The organism is Actinocrinis sp., assembly GCF_035946395.1.
Lineage (GTDB): Bacteria > Actinomycetota > Actinomycetes > Streptomycetales > Catenulisporaceae > Actinocrinis.
Genome location: NZ_DASYZI010000260.1, coordinates 1 through 15427, shown reverse-complemented (window position 1 = coordinate 15427; position 15427 = coordinate 1). Strand labels below are relative to the sequence as shown.

The 15427-nt window shown below is 71.0% G+C and carries 12 protein-coding genes; 7 read left to right on the top strand and 5 right to left on the bottom strand.

The genetic code is table 11. The annotated features are described in order from the left end of the window. Nucleotides 1-438 precede the first annotated feature (438 nt). The gene (locus VGS97_RS16305) at nt 439-891 is read left to right on the top strand and encodes a hypothetical protein (protein ID WP_326854378.1); all 453 of its coding nucleotides are present in this window, start codon (nt 439-441) and stop codon (nt 889-891) included. A gap of 209 nt (nt 892-1100) precedes the next feature. On the opposite strand, the gene VGS97_RS16300 is transcribed toward VGS97_RS16305, so the two are convergent. From VGS97_RS16300 to VGS97_RS16290, 3 genes are all read right to left on the bottom strand, one after another. Continuing rightward, complete coding sequence (locus VGS97_RS16300; protein ID WP_326854377.1) at nt 1101-3473, bottom strand: glycoside hydrolase family 65 protein; 2373 nt, start codon at nt 3471-3473, stop codon at nt 1101-1103. 160 nt (nt 3474-3633) lie between these two features. Continuing rightward, complete coding sequence (locus VGS97_RS16295) at nt 3634-4431, bottom strand: beta-phosphoglucomutase family hydrolase (protein WP_326854376.1); 798 nt, start codon at nt 4429-4431, stop codon at nt 3634-3636. A 49-nt stretch (nt 4432-4480) separates the two neighbouring features. Beyond that, nucleotides 4481-4897, bottom strand: coding sequence for a WhiB family transcriptional regulator (locus tag VGS97_RS16290; RefSeq protein ID WP_326854375.1), 417 nt, complete (start codon nt 4895-4897; stop codon nt 4481-4483). 427 nt (nt 4898-5324) lie between these two features. On the opposite strand from VGS97_RS16290, the gene VGS97_RS16285 reads away from it, so the two are divergent. The 4 genes from VGS97_RS16285 to VGS97_RS16270 all read left to right on the top strand — a co-directional run bounded on the left by VGS97_RS16285 (nt 5325) and on the right by VGS97_RS16270 (nt 10198). Further along, nucleotides 5325-5648 (top strand): STAS domain-containing protein, encoded by a 324-nt coding sequence (locus VGS97_RS16285; protein WP_326854374.1) that lies wholly within the window; start codon nt 5325-5327, stop codon nt 5646-5648. A 258-nt stretch (nt 5649-5906) separates the two neighbouring features. After that, complete coding sequence (locus VGS97_RS16280; RefSeq protein ID WP_326854372.1) at nt 5907-6332, top strand: ATP-binding protein; 426 nt, start codon at nt 5907-5909, stop codon at nt 6330-6332. Beyond that, the gene (locus tag VGS97_RS16275) at nt 6332-7225 is read left to right on the top strand and encodes a SigB/SigF/SigG family RNA polymerase sigma factor (protein ID WP_326854371.1); all 894 of its coding nucleotides are present in this window, start codon (nt 6332-6334) and stop codon (nt 7223-7225) included. The genes VGS97_RS16280 and VGS97_RS16275 overlap by 1 nt, the downstream gene beginning before the upstream one ends. A gap of 534 nt (nt 7226-7759) precedes the next feature. Next, nucleotides 7760-10198: a SpoIIE family protein phosphatase gene (locus tag VGS97_RS16270; protein WP_326854370.1), complete on the top strand. Its 2439-nt coding sequence runs from the start codon at nt 7760-7762 to the stop codon at nt 10196-10198. 59 nt (nt 10199-10257) lie between these two features. Here VGS97_RS16270 and VGS97_RS16265 read toward each other — a convergent pair whose 3' ends face one another. After that, the gene (locus tag VGS97_RS16265; protein ID WP_326854379.1) at nt 10258-12279 is read right to left on the bottom strand and encodes an ATP-binding protein; all 2022 of its coding nucleotides are present in this window, start codon (nt 12277-12279) and stop codon (nt 10258-10260) included. Between the two features lie 411 nt (nt 12280-12690). Here VGS97_RS16265 and VGS97_RS16260 point away from each other — a divergent pair, with 411 nt between their 5' ends. Further along, entirely contained in the window at nt 12691-14163 is a 1473-nt protein-coding gene (locus tag VGS97_RS16260) for a purine-cytosine permease family protein (RefSeq protein WP_326854369.1), read from the top strand. A gap of 315 nt (nt 14164-14478) precedes the next feature. After that, on the top strand, nt 14479-14949 hold the full coding sequence (locus VGS97_RS16255; RefSeq protein ID WP_326854368.1) for a nucleoside deaminase: 471 nt from the start codon (nt 14479-14481) through the stop codon (nt 14947-14949). On the opposite strand, the gene VGS97_RS16250 is transcribed toward VGS97_RS16255, so the two are convergent. Further along, nucleotides 14939-15427 (bottom strand): hypothetical protein (locus VGS97_RS16250; RefSeq protein WP_349262160.1); only part of this gene is annotated, 489 nt, incomplete at its 5' end. The two genes, VGS97_RS16255 and VGS97_RS16250, sit on opposite strands and share 11 nt — an antisense overlap.

Below are 15427 nucleotides of genomic sequence, written 5' to 3'. Positions count from 1 at the left end.
AACTCGGCCGTGGGGCCGAAGGCGAGCCCGGGCACGAGTGCGAGCCCGACGGCCGGTCCGACCTCCAGTGCGACACCGAGCCCGGTCCCGAGCGCGAGCGGCTACGCGCTGAGTAAGGCTTCGAAGCCGCTTTCCACCGAGCGGGCCGCCGCATCGGATTCCGCTATGGCCTCGGCCCCCACCGGGTCGCGTCCGGCGCGCGTTCACGGTCGCGCATAGGACAATCCGTCACCCGCATGGCTCACATGAACCACGGTGCCGGTACACGCGTGATAAGACCGGAGTACTGGGACAGAACAAGTTTGCGCCTATGCTTCCGGCCCACGGGGCCGGGGCAGGGCCGCAGCACAGTTTCGAACGCACGCGGACGGGCATGGAGGACGCCTGGTCGGCCGACGGCGATCGGCGGTGGCCGGTCGCGGATCGAGGGGCGAACGGGTGAGTGACATCAGGCGCAACAGGCGCGACCGGACCACGGAGGCTCTGGACGAGTATCTGCGCGCCTTGGGGCAGGCCGCGCGGGACCAGGCGGTGGCCGAGGCCGAGGAGGAGATCTGCCGCGCGTGGGACGACGAACTCGTGCGGGTGCAGGGAATGACGGAGGCCGCGCTCACCGCTGCCGACGCGGCGTGTCAGGCCGCGCTGATCCTGGTGCGCACGCACCAGCGTGACGGAGACCTCAGTGCTCTGCTGCACGCGCAGGACCGGCTGGAGAAGGCGCGGGAACAGCGCAGGCGCAGCGATGAGGCGGCGCAAGTCCTGCTCGTGGCGATCGACGAGGAACTGGACCTGCTCGCGCTCGCGGCCGAGGAACGCGAAACCGTGGCGCTGGCCAATCGGATCTGGGTCTCGTCGGCCGGCCGCGCGGTCTACGTGGCCGGGGCGGAATAGGTTCCGACACGGGTACGAACACGGGCACGGACCACGGCGGCGGACGACTGACGACGGGACAGCGTCAACGGAGCCATTGCGACGAGTCGTGCTCGGTGCTGACTGAGCACTGATGACTGAGTCGGACGATGCTGTCCGGGTGCTGTGTCCCGGCCATCACGTGCTTGTCACTGTCACCATTACGATCACCGTCACCGTCACCGTCACCGTCACCGTCGGCGTGGTTCGCGGCCGTGCGGCTGCTGGGGTGCCGGGTGGGCGACCGGATCCGGGATCGGCGCGCGCATCGGTTCGCCGGGGGTCAGCGTGAACGTGTGGTCGTAGTGCCGAAGTTCCAGCTTCTCCAGCCGTTCGGCGCGATCCGGTTCGGCGGAGCCGCTGTCCAGCGTGTACGTCGCCTCGCCCTTCTTGATCTCCACTGTCAGCACCCTGCCCTGAAGCAGCAGCCGGAAGCACAGCCGGTCCCAGCCGACCGGCAGGCGCGGCGCGAACAGCAGGCCGTCCTCGCGGTGACGCATGCCGCCGAAGCCGGCCACCAGCGCGATCCAGCTGCCCGCCAGCGCGGCGAGGTGCAGGCCGTCTGCGGTGTTCTTCTCCAGGTTCGCCAGATCCATCAGCGCGGCCTCGCCGAGATAGTCGTAGGCCAGCCGCAGATGCCCGACCTCCGCCGCGACCACCGCCTGACTGCACGCCGACAGCGACGAGTCGCGCACGGTCAGCCGCTCGCAGTACTCGAAATCGCGCGCCTTGTCGCGGGCGTCGAACGCGTCACCGCGCAGATGCAGCGCCAGCACGAGGTCGGCCTGTTTGATCACCTGCTTCCGGTAGAGCTGGAAGTACGGGAAGTGCAGCAGCAGCGGATACTGGTCCGCCCCGGTGTTCTCGAAGTCCCAGAACTCGTGGTCTGTGAAGCCGTCCGCCTGCGGGTGCACGCCGCGCGTCTCGTCGTAGGGCACGTACATGCCCTTCGCCGCGGCGCGCCAGTGGTCCGCCTCCTCGGGCGTCACGCCGAAAGCCCGCGCCTGCTCGGGATCGTGGGTCACCGCGTCCGCGGCCGCCTGAAGGTTCTGCTGCGCCATCAGGTTCGTGTACACGTTGTTGTCGGCGAGGGCGCTGTACTCGTCGGGGCCTGTCACGCCCTCGATGCGGAACTGGCCCGCGCCGTCGAAGTGGCCCAGCGAGCACCACAGCCGCGCCGTCGAGACGAGCAGTTCGAGCCCCGCCGTGCGCGCGAAGTCCTCGTCGCGTGTCGCCCGCAGATAGCGCAATACCGCGTCGGCGATGTCCGCGTTGATGTGGAACGCCGCCGTCCCCGCCGGCCAGTAACCCGAGCATTCCTGCCCTGAGATGGTCCGCCACGGGAACGCCGCTCCGGCCAGGCCGAGCTGCGCAGCCCGGTCACGCGCCGCCGGCAGCGTGGAGTGCCGCCAGCTCAGCGCGTGCTTGACCGCGTCGGGCGCCATGTACGTCAGCACCTGGAGCACGAAGCTCTCGGTGTCCCAGAAGGCGTGGCCGTCGTAGCCGCTGCCGGTCAGCCCCTTGGCCGCGATCGCCCGCTGTTCGGCCCGCGCGCCGGCCTGGAACAGGTGGAACAGCGCGAAGCGCACCGCCTGCTGGATCTCCGGATCCCCGTCGATCTCCACGTCCGCACGCGACCAGAACTCGTCGAGGCAGGTGCGCTGCTCGGCCAGCAGGCCCTCCCAGCCGGTCTGCAACACCGCGCTGAGCGCCGCGTCCACCTGGTCGCGCAGGGCGGGCAGCGAGCGCGTGGTCGACCAGCCGTAGCTGACGAACTTGACGAGCCGCAGCGTCTCGCCCGGCTCCAGCAGCGCGGCCACGGTGAACCGGCCGAGGTCCTGGGTGCTCATCACCTTGCTCAGGACATCCTTCGGGCACTGCACGAGGTGCTCCATCGCCGCGCCGACGCGCACCTTGCTGTGGCGCACTGTGTGCACCATGGTGACCCGGCCGTCGTACTGCTCGCTCAGATCACCCACCAGCGGCGAGGAGAGCACCGCGGCGGTCCGGGGGTCCTCGTTGGCCGCGGGCAGTTCCTCGTTGGCGATCAGCTCCGACTGCACCACGATCCGCGCCGGGCCGTTGACCGGCTCGACCTCGAAACAGACCGCGGCGACCGCCCGCTGGGTGAGCGAGACGACCCGGGTCGTGCGCACCCGCACCGACCGCCCGGTCGGCGACTCCCACTCGGCGTCGCGCCGCAGCACCCCGTCGCGCAGGTCGAGCGTGCGCTCGTGCGAGACCAGCCTGCCGTAGCGCACATCGAACGGCTCGTCGTCCACCAGCAGCCTGATCAGCTTGCCGTTGGTGACGTTGATCACCGTCTCGCCCGAGTCCGGGTAGCCGTAGCCCGCCTCGGCGTAGGGGAGCGGACGCAGCTCGTAGACGCCGTTGAGGTACGTGCCGGGCAGTCCGTGCGGCTCGCCCTCGTCGAGGTTCCCGCGCCAGCCGATGTGCCCGTTGGACAGCGCGAACAGTGACTCCGAGTGCGGCAGCACGCTGAGATCGAGCTCGCTCTCGCGCAGGCACCACGGCTCGGTCTGGAAGACGGGATGCTCGATCACGGTGTTTCCATCATTGCTGCGTCTCCATCATCGCTGTGTCGCCGACATCGCTGTGTTCCAGACATCACTGTGTTCCTGACACCACTGTGTTCCCAGCATTGCCGTGTTCTCATCATCGGTGTCTGCGACGACGGCGCTTCCACCATCAACGCCCCTATCATCAGCGCGTCACCAGCAGCTGATCGAGGTCCTGCACCACGATGTCGGCGCCGTGGCCGTACAGCGCCTCGGCCTGCCCCAGTCGGTCCACCCCGACGACGCGGCCGAAGCCCCCGGCGCGTCCGGCCTGCACCCCCGCCTGCGCGTCGTCGAACACCGCCGCCTGCGCGGCCTCGGCGTCGAGCGCGCGAGCCGCGGCCAGGTAGCTGTCCGGTGCCGGCTTGCCCGGCAGCTTCCGCGTGTTCAGGTCGTTGCCGTCGAAGGTGGTGTCGAACAGCTCCGCCATGTCGGCCGCGGCGAGCACCGCGGCGCAGTTCGCGCTCGACGTGACGACTCCCGTGCGCAGCCCTGCCGAGCGCGCGGCGCGTATGTAGCGCACGGAGCCCTCGTAGCGCTGGACTCCCGCGGTCCGCACCAGTTCGTTGAACGCCTCGTTCTTCGCGTTGCCGACGCCCTGTACCGTTTCGGCGGTCAGCGGATCGTCCGGCTCGCCCTCCGGCAGGTCGATGCCGCGCGCCATCAGGAACGACCGCACGCCGTCGGCGCGCGGCTTGCCGTCCACACAGAGCTCGTAGTCCTTGACCTCGTCGAATGGCTCGAACGGCTGCGACATGCGCACGCTGCGCCTCCGCAACAGGTTGTCGAAGGTCTGTTTCCACGCCGCCGCGTGCACGGTCGCGGTCTTCGTCAGCACGCCGTCCATGTCGAACAGGCAGACGCGGATCGCCGCGTTCAGGCCGAGGCTCACAGCCGCTGCGCTCGGATCATGTGTTGGTTCGGGCTCGTGTTTCGCGGTCACGGGTCGGGACCTCCTTCGTGCCGATGCGGCGGCAGCAGGTATTCGCAGCTTATGCGGATACGGCGGTGGGAGCTGCCCGAGGCGCCCGCGAGTGCGCGCTCGACCGCTCACGTTCGGTAGTGCCGCCCCAGATTCCGTACAGTTCGCCGGTCCGCAGCGCGTATGTGCGGCAGGCTGCGCGGACCGGGCATCGCGCGCAGATCGCCTTGGCCGCGGTCTCGCGTAGCCGCCGCTGGTGCGGGTTCTCGTTGTCGGGCGCGAAGAAGAGCGAGGGGTTCTCGCCGCGGCAGGAGCCGCTCTCCCGCCACGCCTCGTCCTGCCACTGCTGCGGGGCCGGACCCTTGCGCGGCCGGGCCGCGCGGGTCGTCGGCCTCTCGCTGTGCTGCGCGGGCTGGTCAACGCGCGTCGTAGGGCTCTGGCGCAATACGGCCGGATACGGACGCGCGGGCGTCTGGAGCGGGACCATGGCGTGCTCCTCTCCCACCAGGAGAAAACGTGCCGACGGAAATAGCGGGCCGCGAGAAGGCGGCCGCCGTCCGAATCTCCGTTCTGCGCGCGCGCAAACGGCGGCGACGCGGTCACCTGCGCCGTCGCGCCGCACTCCGGTTTCTGCTGCGGTGTCTGCAAGTGGGGCATCCGCTGCGGCGGGTTCGGCGGTCGCGCCGATGGGCCCGTTTGACCTTCCCGATCGCGGCAATCCGGAGACGCACAGCGACGAGACGGAAAAACGTGTGCCCGCGAAAAAAGACATCGGCGTCGCGCCGTGCGGCCGGGTGCGGGTTGCCACGCCCCCGGCATGCTGCCGCGCGGTCGCGACGGCGGTATGGTGAGGAGCGGGATCCTTATTATTCGTACACGAATACAAGGGGATTGCAGGAATGGACCGGTTCGCCGTGAGCGTCGGGGAGTCCGGCGCGGGCAGGATGGTCGTGACCGTGCGGGGCGAGCTGGACCTGGCAACCGCCGACCGGCTGTGGACCGAGCTGGAGCCCCTGCTCCTCCCGCGGGCCGTGGTGGTGCTCGACGGCGCCGGGATCACCTTCATGGACTCCAGCGGCCTGCGCGTGCTGCTCCAGGCAGGCAAGCGCGCGGCGGCCGACGGCGCGGCCTTCAGGCTCGTCGCCCCGCAGCCCGCGGTGCGGCGCGTCCTTGAGCTGGCCGGGACCGGCGGCCATCTGGAGACTTGGGACAGCGTGCCCGCCGCGTTGGGCAGCTAGCGGGTGTTTGAGAGGTGAGGCCGGGGTCGCGTCGCCTGTCGCGCACGCTCGCCGCGTTGCCGGACTGTTCCCAGACGACCAGTCCGGGAACAATCCTCCGCCTTGCGGTCACACGCGCCATGCGCCGCGCCCTGATCCAACCCCATCTCTCAAACGCCCGCGAGCAGTACTCTCGCTCTTTCTGACCGCGAACGGCGGTAGCGATCAGCAACTGTGATCAGCAACAGCGATCAGCCGCAACTCGGAGGGACCGGAGCGATGCAGCAGCAGAACCCAGCCGAGCCCGATCGGCTGCCCAGGCCGCGCACCGTGGTGCTGGTGATCCCGGCGGACCGTGAGCAGGTCGTGCTGGCCCGCTCGGTGGTCGGGCACATCGCGGCCCGGCTCGGCCTGTCGGTGGCGGAACTGGCCGACCTGCGCCTTGCGGTGGACGAGGCCTGCGGACTGTTCCTGCTGGCCCCCGGCTTCGGCGGCGCGGGGGAGACGGTCGAGTGCCGGTTCGAGGAGAGTCCGGGCTCGCTGTCGGTGACGGTGTCCGCGCCGATGCCGCCGTCGGTGCAGCCGGACGTCGACGACATCGGCTGGCTCATGCTCAGCGCGCTGGTCGACGAGCTGACCTGGAAGGCCGAGCACGGCGTGGCCCGGATCACCCTGGTCAAGCATCTCACCGTGCGGGGGGGCTGATGGGTCGGGCCGAGACGGCGCACGACGACCTGCACCGCCCGGACGGGATGAACGAACTGCCCGCGCAGCACCTGGCGGGCGGACTACCGGCCGAGGCCGACTCGGCGCCGCAGCTGCGGGCGCCCGAGGCCTCTCCGCACGCCGAGCGGCGCGCGGAGACGATGCGGATCTTCCGGCGCATGCGCACACTGCCGCCGGGCGACCCGGACCGGGAGCGGCTGCGCGCCGAGGTGATAGAGGACCACATGGCCTACGCCCGGCGGATCGCCGCGCGCTACGGCGGGCACGGCGAGATCGTCGAGGACTTCGTGCAGGTCGCCTACCTGGGCCTGGTCAAGGCGGTCGACAACTTCGACCCCGAGCACGGCACCGGGTTCCTCGGCTACGCCACACCGATGATCATGGGCGAGATCAAGCGGTACTTCCGGGACTCGACCTGGGACGTACACGTACCGCGCCGTATGCAGGAGCTGTCCACCTCGCTGCGAAAAGCCACCGAGGCGCTGACTCAGGAACTCGGGCACTCGCCGAGCGTCGATGAGTTGGCCAAACACATCCGGGCGACGCCGGAGGAGGTCGTCGAGGCGATGGACGCCGCCTCGGCGTACACGACGGCCTCCCTCGACCGGCCTGTGCGCGTGGACGCCGCCGAGGGCGCGAGCCTGGCCGAGTTCGTCGGCATGGACGACCCGCGGTTCGAGGCGGTGGTCAACCGGGAGGTGCTCAAGCCCCTGCTGGCAGGGCTCGGCGAGCGGGACAAGCGGATCCTGATGATGCGCTTCTTCCGCGGCATGACCCAGTCGCAGATCGGCGAGGAACTGCACGTCTCGCAGATGCAGGTCTCCCGGCTGCTGACGCGCATCCTGGACGACCTGCGCGCGGGGTTCGATTAACCGCGCCCGACCGACGGGGGCGACCGACCTCGCTTCCGCTTCGAGGAGTCTTCATCCGTTTGCGGCGAGCACGCACCACATATCTCTTGCCGCCGTGCGAATCCGGGGTCACGCCCCAGGACTCGGCGAGGCGAGAGACGACGTCCATCCCGTTCCCGCCGATCGTGCGCAGCGCGGGCGGCACCACCGTGGGCATTTCGCCGCTACCGTCTCTCACCTGGATCATCAGCCAGCAGTCGCGGCCGCGGATCCTGTGAGTTCTGATATGTGGATCCTGATGCGGCGACCGGTGCATGCCTGCTTCGCAGAGCCTGAATACCACCGCGCCCGCAGCCTTGCGCCGCTGTTCGAAGAGCCCCTTTCGCACGGAGCGGGCGTCGTGGCCGTGCTGCCCTCGGCCGGACGGCGCCGAAGAGCCACCATGGTTTGGTCGCTCCTGCATAATGCAACGGACCGAAACCGATCGGCACCACTGGAGCGGGAGGCGGAATGGCTCGTGCGGGCGATGTGCCACGTGACGAGTCCGCCGCGCGCGTGCCCCATTCGGGTGAAGAGGCGACCGCCGACGCGGCGGCAGGGGCGCAGAACGCCCAGGTCGAGGCTGCCCGAACGGAGGCCGGCCGGTCCGACGCCGGCGAACCCGCCGCGGTCGTCGACGCGCTCGGCCGGGTCATCGAGGAGCAGCGCAGGGCCGAGGCCGTGCTGGAGGCCCGCTTCCTCGAACACGGGCTGATCGACCAGGCCGTCGGCGTGCTGGTCGCCCGGTTGGAGTGCGGCCCGAAGGAGGCGTTCGACCAGCTGCTGGAGATCGAGCGCCGTTCCGGCCGCGACCTGCTGGAGGTGGCCGGGGAACTGGTCGGCCAGCAGACCACCGCGCGCACCCGGGCCGGCATGGGCGAAGCCGTGCCGGTGTACGGTCCCGGCGTCTACCGGCTCGCACGCAGCGAGGACGGGGACGGGCTGGCCCGGATGCTGCTCGCCGACACCCTCGCCTGGTCCGGCGCCGTCGAGGCGGCGGTCGCGCTGATCCAGCCGGACGGGGCGCTGGAGCTGATCGGCTCGGCCGGGCTGCCGCTGCGCGTGGCCAGCCAGTGGCGGCGCATCCCGCCGCTGACGAACTGCCTGCTGAACGCGGCGATCCGGGACCAGGCCCCGGTCTGGGTGGACGCCGCCGACCGCGGGGCCGACGCCGCGGACGCCCCGCTGGTGCTGGGGCCGGCGGGCTCCGGCGGAACGACGCCGAACCCGGTGCACGTCGCCGTTCCGCTGCGGCTCGGCCGCGGGCTGATCGGCGCCGTGGAGATCGGCTGGCCGGCCAACACCGCGTTCAGCGCCGACGTGCGCCACGAGATCGTCGGACTGGTCGAGTCCGCCGCGCACGCCGTGGTGCGCGCGCGCAGGCTGGCCGCTGAGCTCACGGAGCGGCGCGCGGCCCTTGAGGACGCCGTCGCGATCGACCGGCTGCGCGAGATCATCGACGCCACCTGGGAGCCCGCACTGCTGGTCGCGCCGATCCCGGACGGGCGGAGCGCGGTCAGCGACGTGCGCCTGGTCGGCATCAACCGCGCCGCGCGCGACCTTTCGACCGGCGGCGCCACGACCCCGGATCCGCTCGGCCGGCGGCTGACCGAGTTGTTCCCGTGGATGGTGGCCTCCGGGGCCTTCGACGCGCTGCGCGCGGTGCTGGTCAGCGGAATCCCGTTCCGCGACCCGGCGCACACCTACGTGGAGCCGACCGGGGAGGGCGGGCGCACCCGGACGATCTCGATCGGCGCGACCCGCCTGCACGAGTCGCTGCTGTACGTGGCACTGCGCCCGACCGAGGAGCAGCACGGCGATCAGCACGAGGTGGCCGCGAGGCTGCGCCGGATGGCCGAGACCGGGTCGTGGGAGTGGAACCCGGCGGCCCGCCTGGTGCACTGGTCCGCCGAGGCACTGATGGCGTTCGGCGCCCGCACCGCACCCGGTCCCGCCCCGGAGGACCGGCCGCCGTACACCGTGCATCCCGACGACCAGGTCGAACACGACCGGCTGATGCGCACCCTCGCGCGCGACGGCCGTCCGGCCCGCGGCGAGTTCCGCGTGGTGCGGCCGGACGGCGCGGTGCGGCACATCCGGATCGTGGGCGAGCCGATCATCGGCCAGGGCGGCGCGGTCGGCTCCGTGTTCGGCACCGTGCAGGACGTCACCGAGCGGCGCCGGGCGCAGACCGCGCTGGAGATCGCGCACATCCAGCTGGCCGCGCAGCGCAGCCGGGCCGAGTCCGAGCGGCAGTTGGCGAACCTGTTGCAACAGGTGATCATGCCGGTCGAGCCGGTGCGAGTGCCCCGCTCGGCCGGCCTACAGATCGCCGCGCGCTACCGGCCGGCCAGTCCGGGCGCCGGGGTCGGCGGGGACTGGTACGGCATCTTCCCGCTGCCGGACTCCCGGCTGCTGCTGAACGTCGGCGACATCGCGGGCCACGGCTTCGCCGCGGCGACCGCGATGGCGCAGCTGTTCCACGCCCTGCACGGCCTCGCGCTGACCGGCGCGGACAGTGCGAAACTGCTGCGCTGGCTCAACGCGGTGACCTGCTCGCTGCCGACCTTCACCATCGCCAGCGCCTGCCTCGCGCTCTACGATCCGGCCGACCGGCGGCTGCGCATCGCCAACGCCGGACACCCGAGCCCGGTGCTGGTGCGCGGCGGCGAGGCGCGCACGGTCCCGAGGCCCGCGGGCACGATGCTCGGCGTGGACGCGAACGGCGAGTACGACGAGGTCGCCATAGTCCTCGAACCCGGCGACGTGCTGCTGCTCTACACCGACGGCCTGATCGAGCGGCGGCGGCACAGTCCCGACGAGAACGTCGCGCGGCTGCTGGCCGAGGCCTCTCCGACCGAGCCCGACCTCGACGCCTACGTGGACCGGATCCTGGAGCGCGTCGAGTCGGACACCGACGACGACACCTGCATCCTGGCCGTGCGCTTCAACTGAGCGGGTCCGGCTGTTCCAGCCGACCGAGTCGGCCGGGCTGTCGTGCTGTCGGGCTGTCGTCAGCCGCCGATCACCGTGCCGATCACGCTGAGCAGCACGTCCACCTCGACCGGCTTGACGACGTGCTCGTTCGCCCCGGCCGCCAGGCTGCGCTCCCGATCGCCGCGCATCGCCTTCGCAGTGACCGCGATGATCGGCAGTCCGGCGAACTGCTCCAGACTGCGGATGTATTCGATGGCTGTGTAACCGTCCATGCCGGGCATCATCAGGTCCATCAGCACGAGCCTGATGTCCGGATTCGCGAGCAGCGTCTCGATGCCCTGGCGGCCGTTGTCGGCGTGCACGACGGACAGGCCGTGCAGCTCCAGCATGCTGGTCATCGCGAAGACGTTGCGCACGTCGTCGTCGACGACCAGCACCTTCTCGCCGTGGAAGCGTACGGTCGACTGGCCTTGCTCTGCGTTGAGCGACAGTTCGATGGCCGAGCCGGGCAGCGCGGTGAGCAGGTGCAGCGTGAGCCGCTCGACGGCTTGCGCGCGTGAACCGACGATCTCGATCCGGGGCGCTGCGCCGGCCGGAGCCTCAAGCCGCGCCGCGGCGCCGCTGCCCGCGCCGGCCTCGTAAGCCAGCACCGGGACCGCCGGAGCGTACTCGGCGACCGTCGAGAGCAGTGACTGCACCTGTGCCTGCGGCATGCTCAGGTTGACCAGCGCGCCGACGACCTCCCGGCCGGTGAGCGCCTGCCGGACCTCGTCCGAGGCGCCGTCGTGCACGGTCAGCACCTCGACCCGGCCGCGCATACCGGTGAGGCCGTCCAGGGCCGAACGCGCGGCGTGTTGCATCGCCCGCGCCCTGCGCGGCTCGGCGACCAGCAGCACGCCGGCCTGCGGCGCCTGCGAGCCGAGGCCGTAGTCCTCGTCCTCCTCGGCGGGCGTGGCGGGCCGGTCGGCCGGTGACGCGACGTCGGGGTCCGCGACGACCGGGAGGGTCAGGGTGAACGTGCTCCCCTGGCCGGGGGTACTGCGCACGGCCAAGCTCCCGCCGAGCAGCCGGGCCAGTTCCCGGCTGATGGACAGCCCGAGCCCGGTCCCGACGAACCGCTGGCCGCTGAACGCGTCGCCGTGCTGGAACGGGTCGAAGACCGCCTGCTGCCGCTGCGCCGCGATGCCGATCCCGGTGTCGCGCACGGCGAAGCGCAGCAGCCCGTGCTCGTCCGGGTCGCGGGAGACCTCCAGGGTCACTGAGCCGTGCTCGGTGAACTTCACCGCGTTGGACAGCAGGTTGCGCAGGATCTGCTGGAGCCGGTACTCGTCGGTGGCGATGGAACGCGGGGTGTCGTCGGCGATCCGCACGTTCAGTTCCAGGCCCTTCTCGGCAGCTTGCGGCCGGAAGGCAGCCTCGGCCTCGGCGACCAGCCTGGCCGGCGCGACGTGCTCAGCGCGCACCTCCAGTTGGCCGCTCTCCACCTTCGAGAGGTCCAGCAGGTCGTTGATCAGGTGGAGCAGATCCTGCGCCGCGCCGTGGATGGTGTTGGCGAAGTCCAGCTGACGCGGGGTGAGGTTCCCCTCGGCGTTGGCGGCCAGCAGCTTGGCCAGGATCAGCACACTGCTGAGTGGGGTGCGCAGCTCCTGCGAGATGTTCGCCAGGAACTCGGCCTTGGCCTTGGAGGCCGCCATGAGCTGCTGGTCGCGCTCCCGCAGGCTGAGCTGGGCCTGCTCGACCTGCGTGACCTTGGCCGCGATCTCCCGTTCCCGCCGCTCCAGCGACTGCTCGGCGCGCGCCGCGGACCCGGCGCCCGAGGCCGCGCCCGCCACGTCTGCGGTCGTGGTCGGCTCGTGGCCACGGCCCGGTACTTCGCCGTCGGCCAGGCCGGCCGCCCGGCCGCTCGGCACCTGGCCGGTCGACGCCTGCCCGGTCAGCGCTTGACTGGTCAGCGTCTGGTTGCGCCCCGCCAGCAGGTCGAACAGCGCGCCGAGCTCGGCCAGTTCGTCGTCCCCGGAGACCTCCGCGCGCGCCGCGAGGTCTCCGTCGCGCACCGCCCGCATCGCGGCGAGCAGCCGCGCCAGCCGCGGATCGGGCACCAAGGTCAACGCATACCTCCCGGCGAACCCCGGCGGGCGGGGAACCTTACTCGCAGCGTTCTTAGATTGAGTGTTCCAGGATCGAGTGCCCTGGCCGGACGCGCCACTGCCGCGGAACGTCGTCCGAAGCGTCCTGGTCGCACTATATCCGCCTACCAGGCACCCGCAGCCGCGCTCCAGTGCTCGTCGCCGGAGCGATGGCACACGTGTGCGGACGACCGTCCGCGCGCCGCCACGGCGGAAACCGAGCCGAAACACCCGGGTAACGGGGAAAGACGGTTGTCCGGCGACGCTGAGGGCACGCTTTCGGCAGGCCTTCGCCGCGGCTGCTCGGCGCGACTGGGCAAACACGTCAGAACACAGGATTGACCATGCCTTTACCAGACCCTCCTCGACCCTGATAGTGAGCGCATGACCACGACCCCGCCCGCCGCCCACGCGCTGGCCGATCCGGAGCTCATCGCAGCGTACGGCGATCACGTCCTCGCCGTCGAACCCACCGGGGCCGAGCCGGTCCCCGCCGGGGCCAGGCACGGCAACCCGCTGCAACTGTTGTGGACCTGGACCTCCCCGAACATGGAGTTCGCCACCGTCTTCATCGGCGTGCTCGCGGTCGGCGTCTTCCACCTGGCGTTCTGGCCCGCGGTGCTGGCGCTGGTCCTCGGCACCGGGCTCGGCTCGGTGGCGCACGCCTTCCTCGGGCTGGCCGGGCCGCGCTTCGGCGTGCCGCAGATGGTCGCCGGGCGCAGCGCGTTCGGCTTCCGCGGCAACGCGCTGCCCGCCGGCCTCAACGCGCTGACCGCGGGCATCGGCTGGTTCGCGGTCAACAGCGTGAGCGCCGCGTACGCTCTCAACACCCTGCTGGCGTGGCCGCTGCTGCTGTGCCTGTTCATCGTGGTCGTGCTGCAAGTCGCCATCGCGTACTTCGGCCACAACTTCATCCACACCGCGGAGCGGTACACCTTCCCGGTGCTGACCGTGATCTTCGTCGTCGCGTCGATCGTCATCCTGGCCAAGTCGCATCCGGGCACCGCCAACGGCGCGGGCGCCTTCCCCGGGGCGTTCTGGCTGACCGCGGGCGCGGCGTTCGGTTACGCCGCCGGGTGGACGCCGTACGGCTCGGACTACACGCGCTACCTGCCGAAGGAGACGGCCAAGTGGAAGGTCGCGCTGTGGCCGGGGCTCGGCGTGTTCCTCTCCTGCGTGGGCCTCGGCATCGTGGGCGCCGCCTCCGTGACGGTCGCCATCCCGGCGGACGTCGCGGCGAAACTCTCGCTGACCGGCGCCTTCACCTACGGCCTGCCGACCTGGCTGGCCAACCTCACGCTGCTGGCGATCGCGGTCGGCGGCATCGCGGCGAACGCGCTGAACATCTACTCCGGCACGCTGTCCTTCGTGGCGATGGGGATCAAGCTGCCGCCGATCGTGCGCCGGGCCACGGTGGCGCTGGTCTTCGGCGCGGCGGGCACCGCGGTGGCGTGGAGCGGCCTGAGCGACTCGGCCGGCAAGTACGAGAACTTCCTGCTGGTCATCACGTACTGGATCGGCCCGTGGCTGGCCGTGGTGTTCACCGACCGGCTGCTGCGCCGAGGCCAGTCCGACGCGCAGGTCGGCGCGCTGTTGCAGGACACGAGGTTCCGCCTGTGGGCCGGACCGCTCGCGATGGCCGCCGGTACGGCTCTGGGCGTGTGGCTGTTCTCCAACCAGACCGAGTACGTCGGCGTCGTGCCCAGGCATGTCCCGGGCATCGGCGACCTGGCTTTCGCGGCCGGTTTCCTGATCGCGGGCGCGCTGTACCTGGTGCTGCTGCGGATTCCCGGACTGGGCCCGGCAAGCGCCACCGTCGCCCCAGCAGCAACGGCGGCCCCGGCGGACGTGGTCTGATCCCCCGTCGGCGCTGTTTCAGCCGCTGTTCCGGTGCGTCGGGGATCAGTTCGAGTCCGAAGTCGGATTCGGCGCCGTAGTCGTAGCCGGGGCGCATGAGGTGCGCCCCGGCCATCTCGACCAAGTGCGGGTACTCGTGCGCCGGAAACAGGTCGGGGCAGTCCGCGTGCCGGTCTGGCCCGCGGCAAGATCGCCGTCACGATCTGACCGGCGCGCTCCGCGGACCGTCCCTCGGCTTCGGCGCGCAGTAGTGTGCATCACGTTGCAACTTTCCGCTCGTTGCGTGTGGGATTCCGGGGCAGCGAGAGTATGGGTATGACGACGGACAATGGTGATGCGGGTGTGACGAGCCAACTCGCGGTCGCGTTGGACGAGGCGCGCGCCGGACTGGCGGAAGGCGGCATCCCGATCGGCGCGGCGCTGTTCGGCCCGCGCGGCGAACTGCTCGGCCGCGGCCACAACCGGCGCGTCCAGGACGGCGATCCCTCGATGCACGCCGAGACCGCCGCTTTCCGCGCGGCAGGCCGGCTGCGCGACTACCGGCACACCACGATGGTCACCACGCTCTCACCCTGCTGGTACTGCTCCGGGCTGGTGCGCCAATTCGGCATCGGCCACGTCGTCGTCGGCGAGTCGGAAACGTTCCACGGCGGCCATGAGTGGCTGGCCGAGCACGGCGTGCGGGTGACCCTGCTCGACGACCCCACGTGCAAGACCCTGATGCGCGACTTCATCGCCGCGCGCCCCGAGCTGTGGTTCGAGGACATCGGCAGAGTCACGGAATGATCGGGAAGCTCGGCGACACGGTGACCAGGATCGGCGACTGAGTGCCGCTCGGTTCGACGGTGAAGACCACTGGCGAGAAGTTGATGGTCACGGTGATCGCGTCGGACTGATTCGGCGTCATCCGCCCGCCAGCCGTCGGCGACGCGGTTGGCGGCAGGTTGGACGGCGGCGGTGGCGGGATGACGATCGTGTAGCCGCTGACCGGGCCGCCGCGTGCGTTGAGCTTGAACGTGCCCGTATACATGCCGTTGCCGTCCGAGCTCGCGACGACGAATATCGGGACTGCGACGAGCGTCCCCTGAGGCGGTGGCGGACTCGGGCTCGGCGACGGGGATCGGCTTGGCGAGCGCGACGGCTTGGCGGACGTCATGATCACGATGATGCTCGGGCTCGGGGTGACCGACGGGCTCGGGCTTGCTGATCGTGAACTCGGCGTCTCGATCACCATCGATGACTGAGTGTCCAGAACCACGACCAC

What these genes read in the sequence shown, in the direction of transcription:
- VGS97_RS16275 (WP_326854371.1), top strand. Translation starts at nt 6,332, where the DNA reads ATGGGTCGGGCCGAGACGGCGCACGACGACCTGCACCGCCCGGACGGG.
- VGS97_RS16280 (WP_326854372.1), top strand. Translation starts at nt 5,907, where the DNA reads ATGCAGCAGCAGAACCCAGCCGAGCCCGATCGGCTGCCCAGGCCGCGC.
- VGS97_RS16260 (WP_326854369.1), top strand. Translation starts at nt 12,691, where the DNA reads ATGACCACGACCCCGCCCGCCGCCCACGCGCTGGCCGATCCGGAGCTC.
- VGS97_RS16255 (WP_326854368.1), top strand. Translation starts at nt 14,479, where the DNA reads ATGACGACGGACAATGGTGATGCGGGTGTGACGAGCCAACTCGCGGTC.
- VGS97_RS16290 (WP_326854375.1), bottom strand. Translation starts at nt 4,897, where the DNA reads ATGGTCCCGCTCCAGACGCCCGCGCGTCCGTATCCGGCCGTATTGCGC.